Source organism: Halegenticoccus tardaugens, assembly GCF_004116405.1.
GTDB lineage: Archaea > Halobacteriota > Halobacteria > Halobacteriales > Haloferacaceae > Halegenticoccus > Halegenticoccus tardaugens.
On record NZ_SDIC01000004.1, the window covers coordinates 386,347 to 403,907 of the forward strand.

Here is a 17,561-nt window from a genome sequence, read left to right on the forward strand (position 1 = left end):
CTCGTTCGGTTCCGTCTCGCCCTCCAGGGCGGTTCGGGAGGTCGTGCGGGGCGAACGCGGCGTTGCCGACCGATCAACAAACCATGACAGCAAACACAAACGACAAACTCCGTAGCCTGTTCCTGGCTGCGATGATGGTCCTCTCCGTGGTGGCGGGGACCGTCGCGTTCGCAGGGACGGCTGCGGCGACAAACCACCCCGGTGTCGAGAAGGTCACTCACTATGACCGAGCAGGCAACTCGGGGACTACTGACGGTTACATAGAGGTAGCGTTCGATGAAGACGTCAATGACGATGATGCGACGTACACCCTACAGGACGAGGATGGTGATGAACTTGAGACGTTCGACACCGAAGACACCGAAATAACTGGTGGACAGCTCCTCATCGATACTGGTGAAGGGGACGAGTCCATCATCCCTGAAGCGGACTCACTCGTCATTGAGGGAGTTGAAGATACTGATGGTAACGCCATTGATGAAGAAGAAGTTGACGTGACTGTCGCGCCGACGTCTGTCTCTGCTGATGAGACCAAGTCTGCCTACCAAGGTTCGAAGGTCGCCGTCATTGACGACAGCGAAACGGACTACGATGTGACCATCGAAGGTGACGACAGCGGTTACTTCTTCGAGGGATCGACGGGACAGAACAGTGAAGTCTTCGTGTTCAATACGGAAGACCGAGAGCTAGACGAGTACAGCATCACCGTCGGATCGAATGACCAGGATGCAACTGTTAACGTCCGTGACCTTGGTCTGACGGTGTCGCCCGACGACACGTCCATCGAAGATGACGAAGCGGTCGAAGGGACCGTTTCGGCCAACTCCGGTGATCGGGACGTCGATGTCGAGCTTGTCGACAGCGACGGAGACACCGTCGAAACGGAGGAAGTCAACCTTGGCGGTTCTGGTGAGGCTGACTACAGTTTCGACGCCCAGGACACTGGAAACTACACGATTGAAGCGACTGACGTGTACTCCGGTGTCTCCGAAGAGAGTGACACAATCACCGTCAGCAAAGCTGGCGACCAGGAACTTGACCTCGCCGACAACACCGTTGAGGTTGAGTCCGGTGATGAGACCGAATTCGAAGTCGAACTCGAAAACACTGACAGTGGCACCATCGTTATTGGAGATGCTGATGACGACGGCTACGAAGTCAGAGCCACTGTTGTCGACGACGACGATGATGGGATCGCTGAAGTGTCGATGAACAGTTACGACGCCCGTAACAGCAACGACGGGGGTCTGTCCGGTGACATTGAAGAAGACAGCGTGGATGTCGTGGAGACTCCGCGCGACGATGATGAGGACCCCAAGCCCCTCGACTCCGGCAATTACGAGATCGAGGTAGGAGCAGAGGATTACAGTGACGACTGGTCCCCTGACGCCGTTGGTACGCTGGCAATCCTCGATCGCGAGACGGGTGACGCAAACTCGTGGGTCACCTACAGTGACGCCCTGGACGATGACGCTGACGGTGACGACGTCGTTGACGCCATCAATGACGGCGACATCACGCAGCGCAGTGAGGTTGCGAAGGATGACGTCGCGATCGTTCAGGTCGAAGCATCCGGTATCTTCGGTTACCTCAACTCTGACGATTTCGATGATATCGTCAACGACGGCGATGTCAATGTCGAAATCGAGCAGACGAACCCTGGCCAGAACCGTGACGCGAAGACCGTCGACGCTGATGAGGTCGAAATGATCAAGGATGACGAGCGTAATATGCTTTACCTCGTCATCGACACTGAAAGTGAGACGTTCGAAGAGGATGATCGCTTCGAGGCCACCTTCACGGTGAATCACGAATCCGAACTCGTCGAGGGTGACGAGGACGAGACCGCCTCCACGACCTTCGAAGTTCTGGAGCGCGAAGCGATGCCTGAACTGAACGACGACGACGAGGTCGAGGTCGAGGCCACCGAGGACGCCACGATCGCGGGCGAAACGTCCATTGCCCCCAACTCCGAACTGACGCTCCGCGCTCGCAGTGAGTCCGGTGCCGACAACCCGTTCGTCATCAGCGAGACGGTCAACGTCTCCGAGGATGGCACGTTCGAGGGTGAGTTCGACTTCGCTGACGTCGAACCTGGCACGAACTTCACGCTCTCGCTGAGCGCGGGCGACCTCAGCGGCGACACTGAGTTCGACGGCGTGGTCGTCGAAGAGGCCGACGACGAGGAGGAGAACACGACCGAGACGACGACTGAGACGCCTGAGACGACCGAGACGACGGAGACCACCGAGACGACCACCGAGACCACCGAAACCACCACGGACGACGGTGACAACGGTGGCGACGGTGACGGCGACGGCGGCTCCGACGAGACCGGACCCGGCTTCGGCGTCGCGGTCGCGCTCGTCGCGCTGGTCGCCGCCGCGCTGCTCGCGGTCCGCCGCGACAACTAACTGAGTACTCCCCTTCGGGGGTTCTCACGACGCAGCGTCGAACCACCGGCCTCGCGCCGGCCCCCTGCGATTCATTTCTTTCGACGCCGCCCGCCGATCGTCAGCGATACCGTATCGCGATGTGCCGACGCCGAGACGGCGTTCGCTCCGTCTCCGACGACACCCGAGGACAAGGCATTTATCCGAACATTTCCTCTCACCTGATATGCCCGAAGCGTTCTCCGATCTCCTCGCGTGGGTCGTGGTCTTCGCGTTCGGCGTCGGGACCCTGCTCGCCCGCCGGGATCGACGGGTCGCGCGCGCCGCGACCGCGGGCGCGTGGGGCCTCTTCGCGCTCTTTTGGCTCCAGTTGTTCCCCCACTTCGCGTTCGTCCAGAAGAGCTACGTCGAGGGGATCCTCTCGCTGGCCGCCGTGCCCGCCTGCCTCTACGCCGGGTGGTTGCTCTTTCGCGGCCGCGACAGTCTGTTCGTCCTCTCGCGGGCCGTCGCCGTGATGGGCCTCGTCTACCTCCCGTTCGAGACAATCCCCGCGATCGCGGTCGGCGGGGTGACCCTCCCCGCGCCGCGGCGGGTGCTCATCCAGACCGTCGCCTCGCAGACGGAGACGATCATGAACCTCCTCGGCTACTACCCCGAGACCGTGGCCGGGCCGGAGACCGGCTACGCGGACTTGGCGTTCGTCTCCTACGCCGACTCGGGCCACCGGCTCCGATTCGAGATCGTCCTCGCCTGCACCGGCCTCGGCAGCATCGCCATCTTCGCGGGCCTCGTCGGCGCCGTGCGCGCGCCGCTCCGAAAGAAGCTCCGCGCGCTCGCCGTCGTCGTCCCCGTGATCTGGGTGCTCAACCTCGCGCGCACGACGTTCATCGGCGTCGCCTTCGGCACCCAGTCGATGCACTACTTCCCCGACGCGGTGCTGTTTCTCTTCGGCTCGGACGATCCCTACCGCGTCTCGTTTTTCCTCTCCGACCGGGTCCTCAGCCAGGTCCTCGCCGTCTTCGCGCTCATGGGTCTCGCGTACGTCCTCGTGCGCGTGCTGCCGGAGCTTTTGACGGTCGTCGAGGACGTGCTGTACGTGCTGACGAACGAGGAGCACGACCTGTACGCCGCGCTCGACGTTCCCGCGCCGCGGACGGACGGCGGAATCGCGGACGACGAGGGCACGAGCGTGAGCGCGGGAGATGACCGAGACGCGAGCGGAGACCGTGATACGAGTTGAGGCCGAGACGCGAGCGGAGACCGGATAGAGGCGGAGGCGACGGCGGTGCGGGGGCGCTCGACGACGGCACGGGCGCGATCGACGACGGCGATGCGCCGGATGGTAGCCTCGACGACCGCTTCCGGCGGTAGCGCCGCTCACGCTCCGCTCACACCGGGTCGAGCAGGTCCGCCGGCGCGTCGCCGAACTCGCGGAGCGCGTCCGCTTCGATGTGGTGGAGGTCGCCCGGGATCACGAGCAGGTGGAGCGGATCGCCGAACGTCCGCCCGCCAAGCGCCGAGAGGCGGTCGGCGGCGACGAGCGGCTCCGGGCTTCCCGCGCGGGCGACGACCACGCCGAGGACGTCGTCCCACTCCTCGGCGAGCATCGAGGCGGCGACGTCGGCGGTCATGTACTCGTCGCGTTCGGCCTTGATGTCGAGGTAGACGAGCGTGTGCAGGCCCCGCTCGCGGTTGTCCTCGACGCTCTCGGTGACGCTTCGCGGGACGCTGTCGGCCCCGTGCGCGTACGGAAACGGGAGCGTCACCGCCTTCCCGAACCGGTAGTTCTGCAGGCCCGTCAGCCCGCTCGCGGCCGACTCGGCGGTGACGCCGTGGACCACGCGCGTCTCGACGCCGCGCGCCGCGGCCCGCAGCCGGAGGTCGACGTGCGTCGTCGAGATCATCGTATCGCCCGCGGTCAGGAACGCGGCGTCGCCGGCTTCCGCCGCGTCGAGGATCGGGTCGGGATCTCCCTCGACGCCGTCGCGGTCGCGAACCTCGATGGTCACGCCGTGGTGCGCTTCGAGGTCGGCGACCGTCGCGCCGAGGAGGTTGCTGGTGTAGAACTCAGCGAAGATGCGGTCCGCCCCTCGGAGGGCGTCGCGCCCTTCGACGGTGATCGACCGCTCGTCGTAGAGCCCGAGGCCGACGAAGGTGAGCATACGCACCGTCCGCAACACTGGCGTATAAGCGACGTGTTCGTCGCCGGCGATCGTCGTCGGCCTGCGGCACGGGGGGCGTTCTCCGTCGCTGCGCGGCGGCGCGGCCCTTCGAATTTCCTCTCTCGAATCCGTAACGACGACGGAGGCCTGACCTCTCGTCGAGTCCACGTCTATCGTTCGATCCGCCACCCGACCGGAGTCGCCTGGCTGATATAAGCGACCTGAGTGGACCGGCAGCAGTCTCATCCCTCCGCGACCGGTAGCTAACACGCCAGCGGGGGAGGGATCGCGTGCCCGTATCCCAACTCGTACCCGAATTCATCGTACCTCAACGTGCCCCCCGCTGTCTTTTCGTCGTCGAGGTGCGCCGCGGACCGAGGGCAGTCTATCGATCGATCGACCGATCAACTGATCGACTGACCGACCGATCGACCTGACGGAACCGAATCGCGCTCGTCGGAGAGTAGAAGATAACATAAGCCAGCGCCGACAGTCCGGTACCGATGACCGTGAACCGACGGACGTACCTCGCGCTCGCGGCGAGCACGCTCGTCGCCGGCTGTTCGTTCGGCAGCGACGGCGGATCGCCGACCGAGGAGCCGAGCGAGACGCCGCAGAAGGGGGACCGAAACGCGGGGGGGAGCGGTCCCGCACCGCCGGCGGAGATCGAAACCGTGGACCACGAACTCTACGTCGAGGGAGAAGGCGACGAGGCGAGCGCGTACGTCGTCGTCGAACTCCAAAACGTCACCTGGGAGAGTTCGGGGCCGATCGAGCTCACGACGGCGTTCTTCGACGCCGACGAGGAGTCGCTCGACGAGGTGACGAACTCCCTCGTCGGTCTGGACTCGGGGGAGGTGTGGGAGGCGTACGTGCCGTACGTCGGCGAGGGCGCGGCCGTCGAGGACTACGAGATCGACGTCAGCTACGATCGACGCCCCTCCGGCGGCAGCGACGAGGGAATCGAACTCCTCGACGCCGAACTCGCCACGACGGACTACGAGGCGTCGATCGCGGGCAAAGCGCGGAACCGTCGGGATGGAACGATCGGCTACCTCGAAGCGCACGGGAAGTTCTACGTCGACGACCTGACGGTGATCGCGTCGAGCTGGGCCAGCGTAACCGACCTCGCGATCGACGAAGCGTGGACGTTCGATATCGTCACCGCGCGGTACGGCGGCTGGCGCGACGAGATCTCGGACGTGTCGGTGTCGTTCTCGGATCGGCCGGTCTGAGCGCCGACCGTCACTTAAATCCTCACACGAAAGAGAAAACTTATGCCTGGGCTGCAGAATAGATGTCTTGCAGCACGCGTGTCAAATCTCGCGGCGCTGCACCCGTCTGTCAGGTCCACTGGCCGTGCGTGATCGTTGGAGGGGAGACGTCTGAGACCCTCTCTACGTCACTTCTCGACGCGTACCTCCGAAGCTTGTGCATCCGTTCCAGAACCCATTCCTCGACGGCGACCCGGTTTATCGGCGATACGTATCGATATTAGTGAATTAACAGAAGACAGAAAACTTATATTCGAGCGCGTAAACGTATCACGTGCAGCACGGTGGTCAGTCATGCAGTGCTGCACCAGCCTGTCAGGTCCAGGAGTCATGAAGAACGGCTGGCGAGGGATATCAGCCTGAAATCCCTGATATCTCCTCACGTCACTGTCTCCGAACCGATCGATCGCCGTTCGATCGTTCGAATGTTCCGAACGCCGGACCGAGCCCGTGTGGGGCGAGCGTCGACTATCACTTCTCCGAGATGAGTGAAAACGGCCGAACGTGCGAGCCGTTCGGGGCTTTGAACCTGAGGATGGAAGCCGGTGGAGGGATTTGAACCCTCGACCTAATCCTTACGAAGGATTCGCTCTGCCAGCTGAGCTACACCGGCGCTGGGGCGTGCCTTTCCGTCGGTCGTCCGACGTACTACGTTGTACCGCCATAACATCAATAAGGGTTCCGGATTCACCCGGCGGCCGGGGGGCGTCCCGCCGAAACCGACCCCACGACGGGGTTCGACACCGCAGCCGACGTCACTCCGCGCGCGAAAGCCGCGCGTCCAGACAGACGTTGAGTTCGTGCGGCGCGTACGAGCGGACGGTTCGCTCTTCGAGCACCTCGACCTCGTAGTCGGGCTCCGCCGCGGCCCGGATCGCTCGCTCGCCGGGCCCGAAGGCATCGTCCTCGTGTTGGATGTCGTAGTAGTGGACGACGCAGTCGTCGCCGGCGAGGGCCACGGCGGCGTCGAGAAATTCCTCGGCGCTGTGCGGGAGGTTCATCACGATCCGGTCGGCCCAGTCGGCGTAGTCCGGCGCGACCTCGCGGACGTCCCCGCGGATCGCGGTGAGCCGGTCTTCGACCCCGTTCCGCCGGGCGTTCTCCCGGAGGTACTCGACCGCGGCCTCGTTCAGGTCGACCCCGACGACCTCCGCCCCCCCGGCGGCGAGCGGGACGGCGAACGGTCCCACCCCGGCGAACATGTCGAAGGCGCGTTCGCCGGGTTCCGCCTGCTGGACCACCCGGTGGCGCTCGGTCGCGAGCCGCGGCGAGAAGTACACCGTCGCGATGTCGAGCAGGTACTCGAAGCCGTACTCGCGGTGGACCGTCTCCGTGCCGTCGCCGACGAGCACCTCCCAGTCGCGCACGCGGAGCGTCCCCTTGACCTTCGAGGCGCGGTTCACGACCGTCTCGGCGCGCAGGTCCGACGCCGCGATCGCGTCGGCGATCTCCCGCGCCCTCGCGGGGTCGTCCTCGTCGAGGATCACGATGTCGCCGAGTCGCTCGTACGTCGGCTCGAAGCCGAGGACGTCCGCGGGCATCCGCTGGGGTTCGCGCTCGGGCACCTCGCGGCGGACGACCTCGAAGCGCTCGGGGACGGCCGACGGGTCGACGACGGGAACGTACAGGTGCCCCTCCGCGACGACGATTTCGCGACGCTGGTCGACGAGGTCCTCGTCGGCGAGCGACCGCCGGGCCGACTCGCCCGCCGACAGCGGGACGCGCACGCAGGGCACTTCCATACCGGGGCCACGACCCTGCCGGGAGTAAGCGTGACGCTTTCGCCGCGCCGTCTCTCGGTCGTCGGGGCCTTCGTCCCTCTCGGCGGGGCGATCACCCGCCGTCCGCGCGCGCGTCGGCCGCGCGCGCCCCCTCGACCGCGGCGGTCACGGCCCCGACGACCTCGTCCGGGCGCACCACGCGCGCCCGATCTCGAAGCCGCGCGTACGCGCGCTCGCCCGCCGCGCCGGCGTAGTTTCGACGCTCGAACGGTCGCCCCTCGACGAGCACGAGCGCGTCGCTCTCGGCCGCCGCGTCGAGGTTCGCGAGGTTCCCCTCCCCGATCTCCACGTCGGCGACGAGCGTCGCGTCGGCGGCCTCGATCCGGGCCTCGACCGCCTCGCGGGTCGCCGCGTCGACCGGGGCGAACGGCGCGACGGCGACGACGTCGAGTCCCAGTTGGCGGGCGGTCTCGGTGTCGGAGTCGCCCTCGTTGAGCGCGCCGACGGAGACGTCGAAGCCGGCGGCCGAAAGGAGGTAGAGGTGCCGCGCCGCGCTCGCGCCGCCGCCGACGACGTGCACCCGGCCGGCCGACTCGCCCCGTCGCTCGGGCAGCGCGGTGACGTAGACGGAGCCGGTCACCGGGTGGCGGGAGACGACCGCGTTCGCGCCGAACGCCCGCTCAAGCGTCGACTCGGTGAGCACCGACTCCGGCGATCCGACGGCGAGCGCCCGCCCGTCGCGCAACAGCAACAGCTCGTCGCAGTAGTGCGCGGCGAGGTTCAGGTCGTGGATCGCGGCGACGACCGTCTTCCCCTCCCCGACGAGCTCCCGAACGAGTTCGAGCGTGCGGACCTGGTGGGCGATGTCGAGGCTGGCTGTCGGCTCGTCGAGCAGCAACACCGGCGCGTCCTGCGCGAGCGCCCGCGCGAGCAGCACCCGCTGGCGCTCCCCGCCGCTGACGTCGGTGATCGGGCGATCGGCGAGCGCCGCGACCGCCGTCCGCGCCATCGCCCGCTCGACGGCGCGCTCGTCGACGGCGGTTCGACGGCCGAACCGCGAGACGTACGGCGTCCGACCCATCGCGACCGTCTCCCGGACGCCGAACGCGAACGACAGCGACGTGTCCTGCGGCACCGTCGCGACCAGCCGGCTCGCCCCCTTCGAGGGGAGTTCGTGGATCGGCTCTCCCCCGACGGCGACCGTCCCCTCGTCGGGCGTCAGCGCCCCAGAAATCGCCCGAAGCAGCGTGGTCTTGCCCGCTCCGTTCGGGCCGATGAGGCCGACGAACGTCCCGCGTCCGACGGTCGCGCTCACCCCGGAAAGCGCCTCGACGTCGCCGAGTCGAACGGTCACGCCGTCGACGACGACGGTCGGGTCGCCCGCCCGGCCGCCCCCCCGCGTCACAGCGCGTGCACCTCCCGGGTGCGAAGCAGGTACAGGAAGAAGGGCGCGCCGAGGGCGGCCGTGACGATACCCACCGGCAGTTCCGCGGTCCCCGACCGGGCGACGGTGTCGGCGGCGACGAGAAAGGACGCTCCGGCGAGCGCGCTCGTCGGGAGCAGGATTCGGTGATCCGGCCCGACGAGGAGCCGCATGACGTGCGGGACGACGAGGCCGACGAAGCCGATGACGCCGGAGACGGACACCGCCACGGCGGTGACGACGCTCGCGACCGCGAGCAGGACCCGCTTCGTCCGCTCGACCTCGATGCCGAGCCCCTGCGCGTCCTCCTCGCCGAGGAGCAGGACGTTCAGGTCGCGGGCGTACGCGAGGAGGACGAGGAAGAAAAGCGGCGCGAGCACCCCGGCCATCGCGACCTCGTCCCACGAGGCGTCGTCGAGGTGGCCCATGAGCCAGTAGACGACCTCCCGGATGCTCTCGCCGCTGTGCAAGAGCATGAACGAGATGACCGCCCCGAGGAACGTCTGCACCGCCACACCCGCGAGGAGCAGCGTCGCAACCGGCGTCCGGCCGTTCTCCGTCGCGAGGAGGTACACCCCGAACGCGGTGACGAGCGCCCCGAGGAACGCCGCGCCCTGCAGCCCCAGCCCGAACGGCACCGCGACCGGCGCGACGATCGACGCGACCGCGCCGACGGCCGCGCCCGAGGAGACGCCGATGATCGACGGATCCGCCATCGGGTTCCGGAAGAAGCCCTGCATCACGACGCCCGCGGCGGCGAGCGAGAAGCCGACGAGCGCCCCGAGCGCGATCCGCGGGAGCCGGAGCTTCATCACGATCACCTCGTGTGTGCTTTCGACGCCGTAGGAGAAGGGGTGGGCGAACGCCACGCCGAGACGCGGCACGGGAACGCTCGCGCCCGCGACCGGAACCCCGTGGGTCGAGACGCCGACGGACGCGGGCACGGCGACCGCGTTCAGGAGCACCTTCGCGACGACGGTCGGCCGGATCTCGACGGGCCCGACGCCCGCGCTCACGAGCACGACCAGCGCCAGCGCGACGAGCAACCCGGCTACCCACGCCCCCGTCCGCGTCCCCGTTCGCATGGTACTAAAGCCGACTTGCAGTAGGTAAGTACTTATTGGATTAGTGCGCCCTCATAGACCATGCGAACGCACGCAGCGGTTCTCACGGTGCTTCTCGTCGTGCTGTCCGTCGTCGGCGCGACGCCGGCGGGGGCAGCAGCGTCGGCGTCGGGTCCAGCGCAGGTAACGCAGGCCGAACAGTGCTCCTTCCCGTTCACCGCGACCGACGCGACCGGGACGGAGGTGACCGTCGAGGAGAAACCAGAGCGGGTGACGACGCTCATGCCGAGCGCCGCCCAGACGATGTGGGAGATCGGCGGGAAGGAACAGGTCGTGGGGACGACCCACTTCGCGCACTACCTCGACGGGGCGGACTCGCGGACGAACGTCTCGGCCTCGGGGATGGGCGTCAGCACCGAGGCCGTCGTCGGCACGAACCCCGACCTCGTGCTCGCGCCCGACGGCACCGACCCAGACACGGTGCGGGCGCTCCGCGACGCGGGCGTGACGGTCTTCCTGTTCGAGGAGACGACCTCCGTCGAGGACGTAGCTCGCGACACGACGCTCACCGGGAAGCTGACGGGCAACTGCGCCGGGGCCGCGGAGGCGAACGCGTGGATGGAGGCGAACGTCGACGCCGCCGCGGAGGCGACCGCCGACGCGGAGCGCACGCGCGCCATCTACCCCCTCGGCGGCGGGTTCGTCGTCGGCGACGAGACGTTCATCCACAACGTGATCGTCGCTTCCGGCGGCACCAACGTCGTCGCCGAAGCCGGCCTCTCGGGGTACCCGGAGATGAGCGACGAGACGGTCGTCGAACTCGAACCCGAGGTCGTCGTCGTCACTGACTACACCGGCCGCGCGATCGTCGAGTCGGAGCCGTACGCCAGCACGCCGGCGGGCGAGGAGAATCGGACCGTGATGATCGACCGGAACCTGTTGAACCAGCCCGCGCCGCGGAGCGTCGTCTTCGCCGTCCGGAACCTGACCGCCGGCTTCCACCCCGACGCCGCCGAGTCGGCCGACTGGACGGCCCGATCCGAGGTGCGGGTCGAGGGCGGGGCGGGGTCGGGAGGCTCCGAATCGGCCGAGGAGACCGACGCGAGCGGCGGGACGGCCGACGACGCCGGGGCGGACGGGGACGCCGGGACGGAGACGGGAACGCAGCTGCCCGGCCTCGGCGTCGTCGCGGCGGTCGTCGCGCTCGTGGCGACCGCGCTCTTGGCGCGGCGGCGCTGACTCCCCCGCGTCCCCGAGCCGGGACCACAACCGTATTACGGGCGGCCCGCGCGGATTTCGATATGATCGAGAACGTCATCTACCCCGCCTACGTCGACGCCGCGAAGACGCGGTCCGAGGGGCGGCGGGTCCCCCTGCGGGACGCCGTGGAGGAGCCGACGGTCGACGAGATCGCCCGCGCCGTCCAGCAGATCGGCTACGACGCGGTCATCGAGCGCGACAAGGCGTACTCCCGCGAGTGGGTGCCGCGCGGGCGGGTCGTCGTCCGCGGGGCGGAGGACGCGAGCAAGAACGACCTCGTGCAGGCGGTCGCCGCCTACGTGGGGATCCTCCGGGACTGATGCGGCGCGTCGGCACCGTCTCGAAGACGGCCCAGGGACTCGCCGTCGTCCGCTCCGCGGGCGACTCCCACCCCGACATCGGCACGCCCGTCGTCGACGAGTCGCTCTCGACCGTCGGCCGCGTCGTCGACGTGTTCGGTCCCGTCGACCGGCCGTACCTCGCGATCTCCCCGGCCGACGGTGTCCGCCTGACCGACCTCCTCGGGTCGAAGCTGTACGCGCGGTAGCGGTCGTCCCGCGCCCCGGCCCCGCGACGGCTCGCCTTCGCACGTCCGAACAACACAAGGGCCAAGCCGCCCCCGCGGCAACGCCCGGTATGGACTCTCGCGCGTACCGGGGCGGCGCGTTCGCCGCCCTCATCTTTCTGCTCGTCCAGCTCGGCGCGCTCGCGCTCGTGCCGACCTTCTTCGATCGGGGCTACCAGGCCGTCGAGGACCCCGCCGACCCGACGAACAGCCTCGTCTACGTCGGCGCGATCCTCCTCGCCACGGCGGTCATGCTCGCGGCGTTCAAGTACGACCTCGACCGGGTCGTCCGCGCGATCATCGTCTTCACGAGCGGCCTCCTGTCGTGGTACGTCTTCGGGGCGGTCGTGCCGAACGGCGTCCTCGCGCTCGCGCTGGCCGCGGGCGTCTCGCTCGCGCTCCTCGCGTACCCCGAGTGGTACGTGATCGACGCCGCCGGCGTGCTGATGGGCGCGGGCGCGGCCGGCCTCTTCGGCATCAGCTTCGGCCTCCTGCCCGCCATCGTGCTCCTCTCCGTCCTCGCGGTGTACGACGCGATCAGCGTCTACGGGACGGAGCACATGCTCGATCTCGCCTCCGGCGTGATGGACCTCCGCATCCCCGTCGTGCTCGTCGTCCCCCTGACGCTGTCGTACTCCCTCCTCGACGACGACTTTTCGGACGTGGCGGGGCGCGACGACTCGGACGCCGAAACGGGCGCGGCGGACGAGGAACGCGGCGCGGCCGACGGCGGGTCGCCGAACCGCGACGCCTTCTTCATCGGCCTCGGCGACGCCGTGATGCCCTCCGTGATGGTCGCGAGCGCGGCCTTCTTCTCCCCCGCGACGCCGCTCGGCGTCCCCGGCGTTCCGGCGTTGAACCTCCCGGCGCTCGCCTCGATGGCCGGGACGTTCGTCGGCCTCGCGATCCTCCTCCGGATGGTGATGAAGGGGCGCGCCCACGCCGGGCTGCCGCTCCTGAACGGCGGGGCGATCGGCGGGTACCTCCTCGGATCGACCCTCGCCGGCGTGTCGCTCGCGCGGGCGCTCGGTCTCGCGCCGTACCTCTGATCTCGCCGCCCTCTCACTCGCCGGCGTCCGCCGCGTCGCCCGCCCCGCGTCGGACCATCACGGCCATCCCCGTCTCGAAGTCGCCCATCGCCGCGGCGGACAGCTCCGCCCGTCCCACGCCGAGGAGGTCCCCGCGTTCGTGGACGACGGCCACTTCGTCTCCCGGCCGGACGGCGGGGTCGACCGCCCGGACGAACTTCGCGAAGACGTTCTTCCCGTCGCGGACGAACGGCTCGCTCTCCGACCCGACGACGACGCGGTTCGCAGGGTCGGCGAGCGCGTCGACGAGCCGCCGCCCGCCCGCGAGGCCGAGGGTGAACCGCCCGTCGACCGCGTACGTGACGAGGCGGTCGTCGCCCGCGCGGACCTGCCGGGGTCGGCCGCTCGTCGACCGACTCACGGAGAGCGAGTCGGCCTCCGAGGGCGGAAACAGCGCCGCGCCCGCGCCGCGTCCGAACTGGTAGTCCGCGACCGTCCGCAGCGAGGCGAGGTCCTCCGTGTCGCTCATGCGTCGCCATCGCCGGCGGTGCGGGAAAGCGCTTCGACTGCGCGCGGCGGCGAGCACGAGGACGACGACCGAACCAAACTCCGAACGCGCGACCGTCCGTTTGCGAAGACTATTGCCGACCGACTGCGACCTCGTCGCCATGTCCGCCATCGGGTCCCTTCGAACCGCGGTCCGGACGCTCCGTCGAACGCCCCTCCTCTTCGGCGTCGCGTTCGCGTACGGTCTCGCGCTCCTCCCGCAGACCGCACTCCAGTTTCTCGGCGTTCCGCTCGCCTCCGTCGCGTTGCAGGCGGCGGCGTTCTTCGTCGGTCCGTTCGCGCTCGCGGGCGTCGTCGGTCTGGCCGCGAACGCCCTCGACGGGGCTCCGGTCGGGGTCGGCTCGTTCGTCCGTTCGGGCAAGGAAAACTACGTCCGGGTGTTGCTCGGGACGATCCTGGAGACGGCGATCGTCCTCGTCTTCGTCGCGGCGTTCGTCTTCGGAACGATCGTCGTCGGGGTCGCCGCCGTCGGCTCCGGGGCCGGGGCCGAGGCGGTCCTCCCCTCGGTGCTGGCCGTCGCGCTCCTCGCGGGAGTCCCGTACCTGGTCGTGGCGTTTTTCATCCAGTTCTTCCCGGTCGCGATCGTCGTCGACGACGCCGGCGTGTCGGACGCCTTCGCGCGGAGCTATCAGTTGGTCCGCGCCAACCTCCGCAGCGCGCTCGGCTACTCGATCGTCGCACACGGCGTCTCGCTCCTGCTGAGCGCCCCCGTCGTCGCGTACGTCGTCTACCGATCCCTCGACGGGTTCGCCGGGATCGGCGCGGACGCCGCGGCGGGGTCGGGCGCGGGTCCCGTCCCCGGAATGGTTCGGACGGCCCTTTCGCCGCCGGAGGTCGCCGCCGTCTCCGTCGCGTCGCTGGCGGCGACGACCGCGACGTTCGCATTCTTGCACACCTACGCCGTGGCGTTCTTCACGGAGACGGATCGGTCGAGTCCGAACCGAGTGCGGCCCCGAGCGGGGAGACGCTACAGGTAGCCGTGCTCCGCGAGGCGGTCGATCGCCTCCTCTAGCCGCTCCGTGCTGGCCGCGTAGGAGATCCGCGCGTAGCCGGGCGCGCCGAAAGCGCTACCGGGGACCGTCGCGACCTTCGCGTCCTGGATCGCGCCCTCGCACCACGCCTGATCGTCGGCGTCGGGGGCCTCCCCCGCCGGCAGCATCACGTAGAACGCCCCGTCGGGGACCGCCACGTCGACGCCGCGCTCGTCGAGGCGGTCGACGAGCATGTCGCGACGCTCGCGGAACGCTTCGACCATCTGGTTTACCGCGGTGTCGGTGTTCCGCAGCGCCTCGACCCCCGCGCGCTGGACGAAGTTGACCGCGCAGGAGACCGAGTGCGAGTGGAGCTTGCCCGCCTGCGAGACGAGTTCCTCGGGGGCGCAGAGGTAGCCGAGCCGCCAGCCGGTCATCGAGTACGCCTTCGAGAAGCCGTTTATCGTCACGGTTCTGTCGCCCATGCCGTCGAGCGACGCGAGGCTCGTCTGCTCGGTCCCGTAGGTGATCTCGTCGTAGATCTCGTCGGAGATGACGACGAAGTCGTGTTCGATCGCGAGGTCGCGGACGCCCTCCATCGCCGCCTCGGAGTAGACCGCGCCGGTCGGGTTGCTCGGCGAGTTGACGATCAGCAGCTTCGTCTCGTCGGACACCGCCTCGGCGAGGTCGTCGAGAGCGGGCTCCAGCTGGAAGTCGTAGGGTGCGAGGTCGACGCGGTTCAGGCTGCCGCCCGCGAGCTTCACCATCGCCTCGTAGGAGACCCACGCCGGGTCGAGGAGGACGACCTCTTCGTCCGCTTCGATCAGCGTCTGCACCGTCTCGTAGAGCGCCTGCTTCGCGCCCGGCGTGACGATGAGGTTCTCGGGGCCGCAGTCGACGCCGTCCGCGGTCAGCTTCTCGACGATGGCCTCCTTGAGTTCCGGGACGCCGTTCGACGGCGCGTAGCCGGTGTGGCCCGCCTCCATCGCCTTCTCGGCCGCGTCGATCACGTTCTCCGGGGTCGGAAAGTCGGGCTCGCCGACCGAGAGGTCGACGACGTCCTCCCCTTGCGCCTCCAGTTCGCTCGCGAGGTTGCTGATCGCCAGCGTCGCGCTCGGTTCGACCCGGCCGACGCGCGCCGCGAATTCTCCGTGCTTCATGCCAGTACGTCCACCATCTCGACCGCGGCGTTTACCGCTTCCGCTCCTTTGTCGACGCGCTCTCGCGCCTCCGCGCCGCTCATCCCCGGGCCGCTCACGCCGAAGGTGACGGGCTTGTCGCGCTCTAAGCTCACCGTCGTGAGCGCCCGCGCCGCGGCGTCGGCGATGACCCTGTCGTGGTCGGTGTCCCCGGAGACGATCGCGCCGACGACGACGACGGCTTCGACGTCCCGTCGGCGCGCGAGGCGGTCCGCGGCCAGCGGCGCGTCGTACGATCCCGGGACGCGGATCGTCTCGACGATCTCCGCGTCCCGCTTTTCGGCCGCCTCGCGGGCGGCCTCCTCCATTGGTTCGGTGACTGACGAGTTAAAGCGCGCCACCACCAGACCGAGTGAAACCATGTGCGACGGGTTCGCGCAGGCGGTAAAAGAGTTGTCCGTTCTCGAAAGCGAGACGGCCCAGCGCCGCCGAGGACGAAGGACCTATAGCGCGTCGGAGGATCCATCGAACCGAGGAGAATGACCGATATTCATCCGCACCAGCGCGTCGCCGTTCTGGCGGACGCGCAGAACCTCTATCACACGGCCCAGAGCATCTACTCGCAGAACATCGACTACGCTTCTCTCCTCGAAAAGAGCGTCCAGGGGCGCGAGCTCACCCGGGCGATCGCCTACGTCATCCGGGCGGACGCGCCCGACGAGGAGCGCTTTTTCGACGCGCTCGTCGACATCGGCTTCGAGACGAAGATCAAGGACATAAAGACGTTCGGCGACGGCTCGAAGAAGGCCGACTGGGACGTCGGGATGAGCCTCGACGCCGTCACGCTCGCGAGCCACGTCGACACGATCGTCCTCTGTACGGGCGACGGGGACTTCTCGCGGCTCTGCTCGCACCTGCGCCACGAGGGCGTCCGGGTCGAGGTGGTCGCGTTCCGCAGTTCGACCGCCGAGGAGCTCATCGAGGCGGCCGACTCGTTCGTCGACATGGCGGAGCGCGAGGAGACGTTCCTGCTGTGAGGTGACGCAGGTCCGGTCTGGGTGACCCGGTCGGGGTGACTCGGCCGACGCTCGCACGGGGCGCGATCGCGGTGAGCAGTTATCCGCCTCGCGCGAGAAGTCTCCACCCGTGATCTCGGGCTCCGACCTCACTGATCTGGCGCTCTCGTCCGTCCGGCGGTTCGGCTACCTCGCGATCTTCGTCTTCTCGTTTCTCGAGACCTCGATGCTGTTTCCCTTCCTGCCGAGCGAGGTCGTCGTCCCCTTCGCCGCCGCGGTGCTCGTCGACGGGCCGCTCTCGTTCGCCGCGTTCGTGTTCGCCACCGCGACCGGGGCGACGCTCGGGAGCCTGTTCGCGTACTACGTCGTCGGCCGCGGCGGCCACCGGGCGTTCGACGACTACGGCGGCGCGCTCCGCGTCTCCGCCCGGGACCTCGACAGGGGGCGGCGGTGGTTCCGACGGTGGGGCGAAAGCTCGGTGCTCTGGGGGCGGCTGTTCCCGATCCTCCGCTCCGTCATCTCGATCCCCGCCGGCTTCGCCGGAATGGCCCCCGGAAAGTTCGCGCTCTACTCCTTCGTCGGAAGCGCGCTGTTCAACGCCGGCGTCGCCGCCGCGGTGTACTACGGCAAACAGCAGCCGGCCTACGATCTCGCCCTCGCGTGGCTCCGACGGGGGTTCCGACTGGGCGTCGACGCCGCGACCTCGAACCCGCTCGCCGTCGCGATTCTCCTCGCCCTCCTCGCCCTGCTCGCGGCGCTTCTCGTCGCGGCGCTTCGACTCACCCGCCGACTGGGCGTCGGTTCTAGCGACTCGTCCGGTCCGGACGGTCCCGAGTGATCCCGGGATCGCTCGGTCGCTCGATCGCAACGCATCGTTTTTCGGGGACGTCTTCACCGACGTCTCCGGCGACGTCCAGCCGCGCGCCACAGTCGCCCCGCGGCGAGAGTTTTTATCCGAGGACGGCGACAGGTGCTGAT

18 protein-coding genes and 1 tRNA gene are annotated in these 17,561 nt (G+C 68.5%); 11 read left to right on the forward strand and 8 right to left on the reverse strand.

Annotation, left to right across the window (positions count from 1 at the left end):
* Positions 1–83 precede the first annotated feature (83 nt).
* The 3 genes from C3L37_RS12905 to C3L37_RS25335 all read left to right on the forward strand — a co-directional run bounded on the left by C3L37_RS12905 (position 84) and on the right by C3L37_RS25335 (position 3,764).
* On the forward strand, positions 84–2,414 hold the full coding sequence (locus C3L37_RS12905) for a BGTF surface domain-containing protein (RefSeq protein WP_129115019.1): 2,331 nt from the start codon (positions 84–86) through the stop codon (positions 2,412–2,414).
* A gap of 205 nt (positions 2,415–2,619) precedes the next feature.
* Positions 2,620–3,633, forward strand: coding sequence for an archaeosortase A (gene artA, locus C3L37_RS12910; RefSeq protein ID WP_129115020.1), 1,014 nt, complete (start codon positions 2,620–2,622; stop codon positions 3,631–3,633).
* The gene (locus C3L37_RS25335) at positions 3,630–3,764 is read left to right on the forward strand and encodes a hypothetical protein (protein WP_267195320.1); all 135 of its coding nucleotides are present in this window, start codon (positions 3,630–3,632) and stop codon (positions 3,762–3,764) included. Before artA ends, C3L37_RS25335 begins: the two co-directional genes overlap by 4 nt.
* A 17-nt stretch (positions 3,765–3,781) precedes the next feature.
* Here the strand turns inward: C3L37_RS25335 and dph5 are convergent, their stop codons facing one another.
* Positions 3,782–4,555, reverse strand: coding sequence for a diphthine synthase (gene dph5, locus C3L37_RS12915; protein ID WP_129115021.1), 774 nt, complete (start codon positions 4,553–4,555; stop codon positions 3,782–3,784).
* Between the two features lie 503 nt (positions 4,556–5,058).
* Here dph5 and C3L37_RS12920 point away from each other — a divergent pair.
* Complete coding sequence (locus C3L37_RS12920) at positions 5,059–5,790, forward strand: FxLYD domain-containing protein (RefSeq protein ID WP_129115022.1); 732 nt, start codon at positions 5,059–5,061, stop codon at positions 5,788–5,790.
* Between the two features lie 579 nt (positions 5,791–6,369).
* On the opposite strand, the gene C3L37_RS12925 is transcribed toward C3L37_RS12920, so the two are convergent.
* The 4 genes from C3L37_RS12925 to btuC all read right to left on the reverse strand — a co-directional run bounded on the left by C3L37_RS12925 (position 6,370) and on the right by btuC (position 10,058).
* Positions 6,370–6,442 (reverse strand) — tRNA-Thr (locus C3L37_RS12925).
* Positions 6,443–6,584: 142 nt separating this feature from the next.
* The gene (locus C3L37_RS12930) at positions 6,585–7,571 is read right to left on the reverse strand and encodes a class I SAM-dependent methyltransferase (protein ID WP_129115023.1); all 987 of its coding nucleotides are present in this window, start codon (positions 7,569–7,571) and stop codon (positions 6,585–6,587) included.
* A gap of 91 nt (positions 7,572–7,662) precedes the next feature.
* Positions 7,663–8,955, reverse strand: coding sequence for an ATP-binding cassette domain-containing protein (locus C3L37_RS12935; protein ID WP_129115024.1), 1,293 nt, complete (start codon positions 8,953–8,955; stop codon positions 7,663–7,665).
* Positions 8,952–10,058 (reverse strand): vitamin B12 ABC transporter permease BtuC, encoded by a 1,107-nt coding sequence (gene btuC, locus C3L37_RS12940; protein WP_129115025.1) that lies wholly within the window; start codon positions 10,056–10,058, stop codon positions 8,952–8,954. The genes C3L37_RS12935 and btuC overlap by 4 nt, the downstream gene beginning before the upstream one ends.
* Positions 10,059–10,118: 60 nt before the next feature.
* Here btuC and C3L37_RS12945 point away from each other — a divergent pair, with 60 nt between their 5' ends.
* From C3L37_RS12945 to C3L37_RS12960, 4 genes are all read left to right on the forward strand, one after another.
* Positions 10,119–11,276, forward strand: a complete 1,158-nt coding sequence (locus C3L37_RS12945; RefSeq protein WP_129115026.1) for a PGF-CTERM-anchored ABC transporter substrate-binding protein — start codon at positions 10,119–10,121, stop codon at positions 11,274–11,276.
* A 62-nt stretch (positions 11,277–11,338) separates the two neighbouring features.
* Complete coding sequence (gene srp19, locus C3L37_RS12950; protein WP_129115027.1) at positions 11,339–11,617, forward strand: signal recognition particle subunit SRP19; 279 nt, start codon at positions 11,339–11,341, stop codon at positions 11,615–11,617.
* Complete coding sequence (locus C3L37_RS12955; RefSeq protein WP_129115028.1) at positions 11,617–11,844, forward strand: H/ACA ribonucleoprotein complex subunit GAR1; 228 nt, start codon at positions 11,617–11,619, stop codon at positions 11,842–11,844. The genes srp19 and C3L37_RS12955 overlap by 1 nt, the downstream gene beginning before the upstream one ends.
* Positions 11,845–11,933: 89 nt before the next feature.
* A complete protein-coding gene (locus tag C3L37_RS12960) occupies positions 11,934–12,911 on the forward strand; it encodes a presenilin family intramembrane aspartyl protease PSH (RefSeq protein ID WP_129115029.1) in 978 nt (325 codons plus the stop codon).
* Between the two features lie 13 nt (positions 12,912–12,924).
* On the opposite strand, the gene C3L37_RS12965 is transcribed toward C3L37_RS12960, so the two are convergent.
* Positions 12,925–13,419: a PUA domain-containing protein gene (locus tag C3L37_RS12965; RefSeq protein WP_129115030.1), complete on the reverse strand. Its 495-nt coding sequence runs from the start codon at positions 13,417–13,419 to the stop codon at positions 12,925–12,927.
* A 139-nt stretch (positions 13,420–13,558) separates the two neighbouring features.
* Between C3L37_RS12965 and C3L37_RS12970 the strand changes: the two genes are divergently transcribed.
* On the forward strand, positions 13,559–14,434 hold the full coding sequence (locus C3L37_RS12970) for a DUF7847 domain-containing protein (protein WP_129115031.1): 876 nt from the start codon (positions 13,559–13,561) through the stop codon (positions 14,432–14,434).
* Here the strand turns inward: C3L37_RS12970 and C3L37_RS12975 are convergent.
* Both C3L37_RS12975 and ribH read right to left on the reverse strand, forming a co-directional pair.
* Positions 14,425–15,588: a pyridoxal phosphate-dependent aminotransferase gene (locus C3L37_RS12975; protein WP_129115032.1), complete on the reverse strand. Its 1,164-nt coding sequence runs from the start codon at positions 15,586–15,588 to the stop codon at positions 14,425–14,427. The genes C3L37_RS12970 and C3L37_RS12975 overlap by 10 nt on opposite strands.
* Complete coding sequence (gene ribH, locus C3L37_RS12980) at positions 15,585–15,989, reverse strand: 6,7-dimethyl-8-ribityllumazine synthase (protein WP_129115033.1); 405 nt, start codon at positions 15,987–15,989, stop codon at positions 15,585–15,587. Before ribH ends, C3L37_RS12975 begins: the two co-directional genes overlap by 4 nt.
* 117 nt (positions 15,990–16,106) lie before the next feature.
* On the opposite strand from ribH, the gene C3L37_RS12985 reads away from it, so the two are divergent.
* Together C3L37_RS12985 and C3L37_RS12990 are read left to right on the forward strand one after the other, a co-directional pair.
* Positions 16,107–16,604: a LabA-like NYN domain-containing protein gene (locus tag C3L37_RS12985; RefSeq protein WP_129115034.1), complete on the forward strand. Its 498-nt coding sequence runs from the start codon at positions 16,107–16,109 to the stop codon at positions 16,602–16,604.
* A 109-nt stretch (positions 16,605–16,713) separates the two neighbouring features.
* Entirely contained in the window at positions 16,714–17,421 is a 708-nt protein-coding gene (locus tag C3L37_RS12990; protein ID WP_129115035.1) for a DedA family protein, read from the forward strand.
* Positions 17,422–17,561 lie beyond the last annotated feature (140 nt).

Excerpts from the sequence above, each read along its gene's own strand:
- C3L37_RS12970 (WP_129115031.1), top strand. The coding sequence starts at position 13,559 with ATGTCCGCCATCGGGTCCCTTCGAACCGCGGTCCGGACGCTCCGTCGA.
- C3L37_RS12905 (WP_129115019.1), top strand. The coding sequence starts at position 84 with ATGACAGCAAACACAAACGACAAACTCCGTAGCCTGTTCCTGGCTGCG.
- artA (WP_129115020.1), top strand. The coding sequence starts at position 2,620 with ATGCCCGAAGCGTTCTCCGATCTCCTCGCGTGGGTCGTGGTCTTCGCG.
- C3L37_RS12985 (WP_129115034.1), top strand. The coding sequence starts at position 16,107 with ATGACCGATATTCATCCGCACCAGCGCGTCGCCGTTCTGGCGGACGCG.
- C3L37_RS12960 (WP_129115029.1), top strand. The coding sequence starts at position 11,934 with ATGGACTCTCGCGCGTACCGGGGCGGCGCGTTCGCCGCCCTCATCTTT.
- C3L37_RS12945 (WP_129115026.1), top strand. The coding sequence starts at position 10,119 with ATGCGAACGCACGCAGCGGTTCTCACGGTGCTTCTCGTCGTGCTGTCC.
- C3L37_RS12955 (WP_129115028.1), top strand. The coding sequence starts at position 11,617 with ATGCGGCGCGTCGGCACCGTCTCGAAGACGGCCCAGGGACTCGCCGTC.
- ribH (WP_129115033.1), bottom strand. The coding sequence starts at position 15,989 with ATGGTTTCACTCGGTCTGGTGGTGGCGCGCTTTAACTCGTCAGTCACC.
- C3L37_RS12930 (WP_129115023.1), bottom strand. The coding sequence starts at position 7,571 with ATGGAAGTGCCCTGCGTGCGCGTCCCGCTGTCGGCGGGCGAGTCGGCC.
- C3L37_RS12975 (WP_129115032.1), bottom strand. The coding sequence starts at position 15,588 with ATGAAGCACGGAGAATTCGCGGCGCGCGTCGGCCGGGTCGAACCGAGC.
- btuC (WP_129115025.1), bottom strand. The coding sequence starts at position 10,058 with ATGCGAACGGGGACGCGGACGGGGGCGTGGGTAGCCGGGTTGCTCGTC.
- dph5 (WP_129115021.1), bottom strand. The coding sequence starts at position 4,555 with ATGCTCACCTTCGTCGGCCTCGGGCTCTACGACGAGCGGTCGATCACC.
- C3L37_RS12920 (WP_129115022.1), top strand. The coding sequence starts at position 5,059 with ATGACCGTGAACCGACGGACGTACCTCGCGCTCGCGGCGAGCACGCTC.
- C3L37_RS12965 (WP_129115030.1), bottom strand. The coding sequence starts at position 13,419 with ATGAGCGACACGGAGGACCTCGCCTCGCTGCGGACGGTCGCGGACTAC.
- srp19 (WP_129115027.1), top strand. The coding sequence starts at position 11,339 with ATGATCGAGAACGTCATCTACCCCGCCTACGTCGACGCCGCGAAGACG.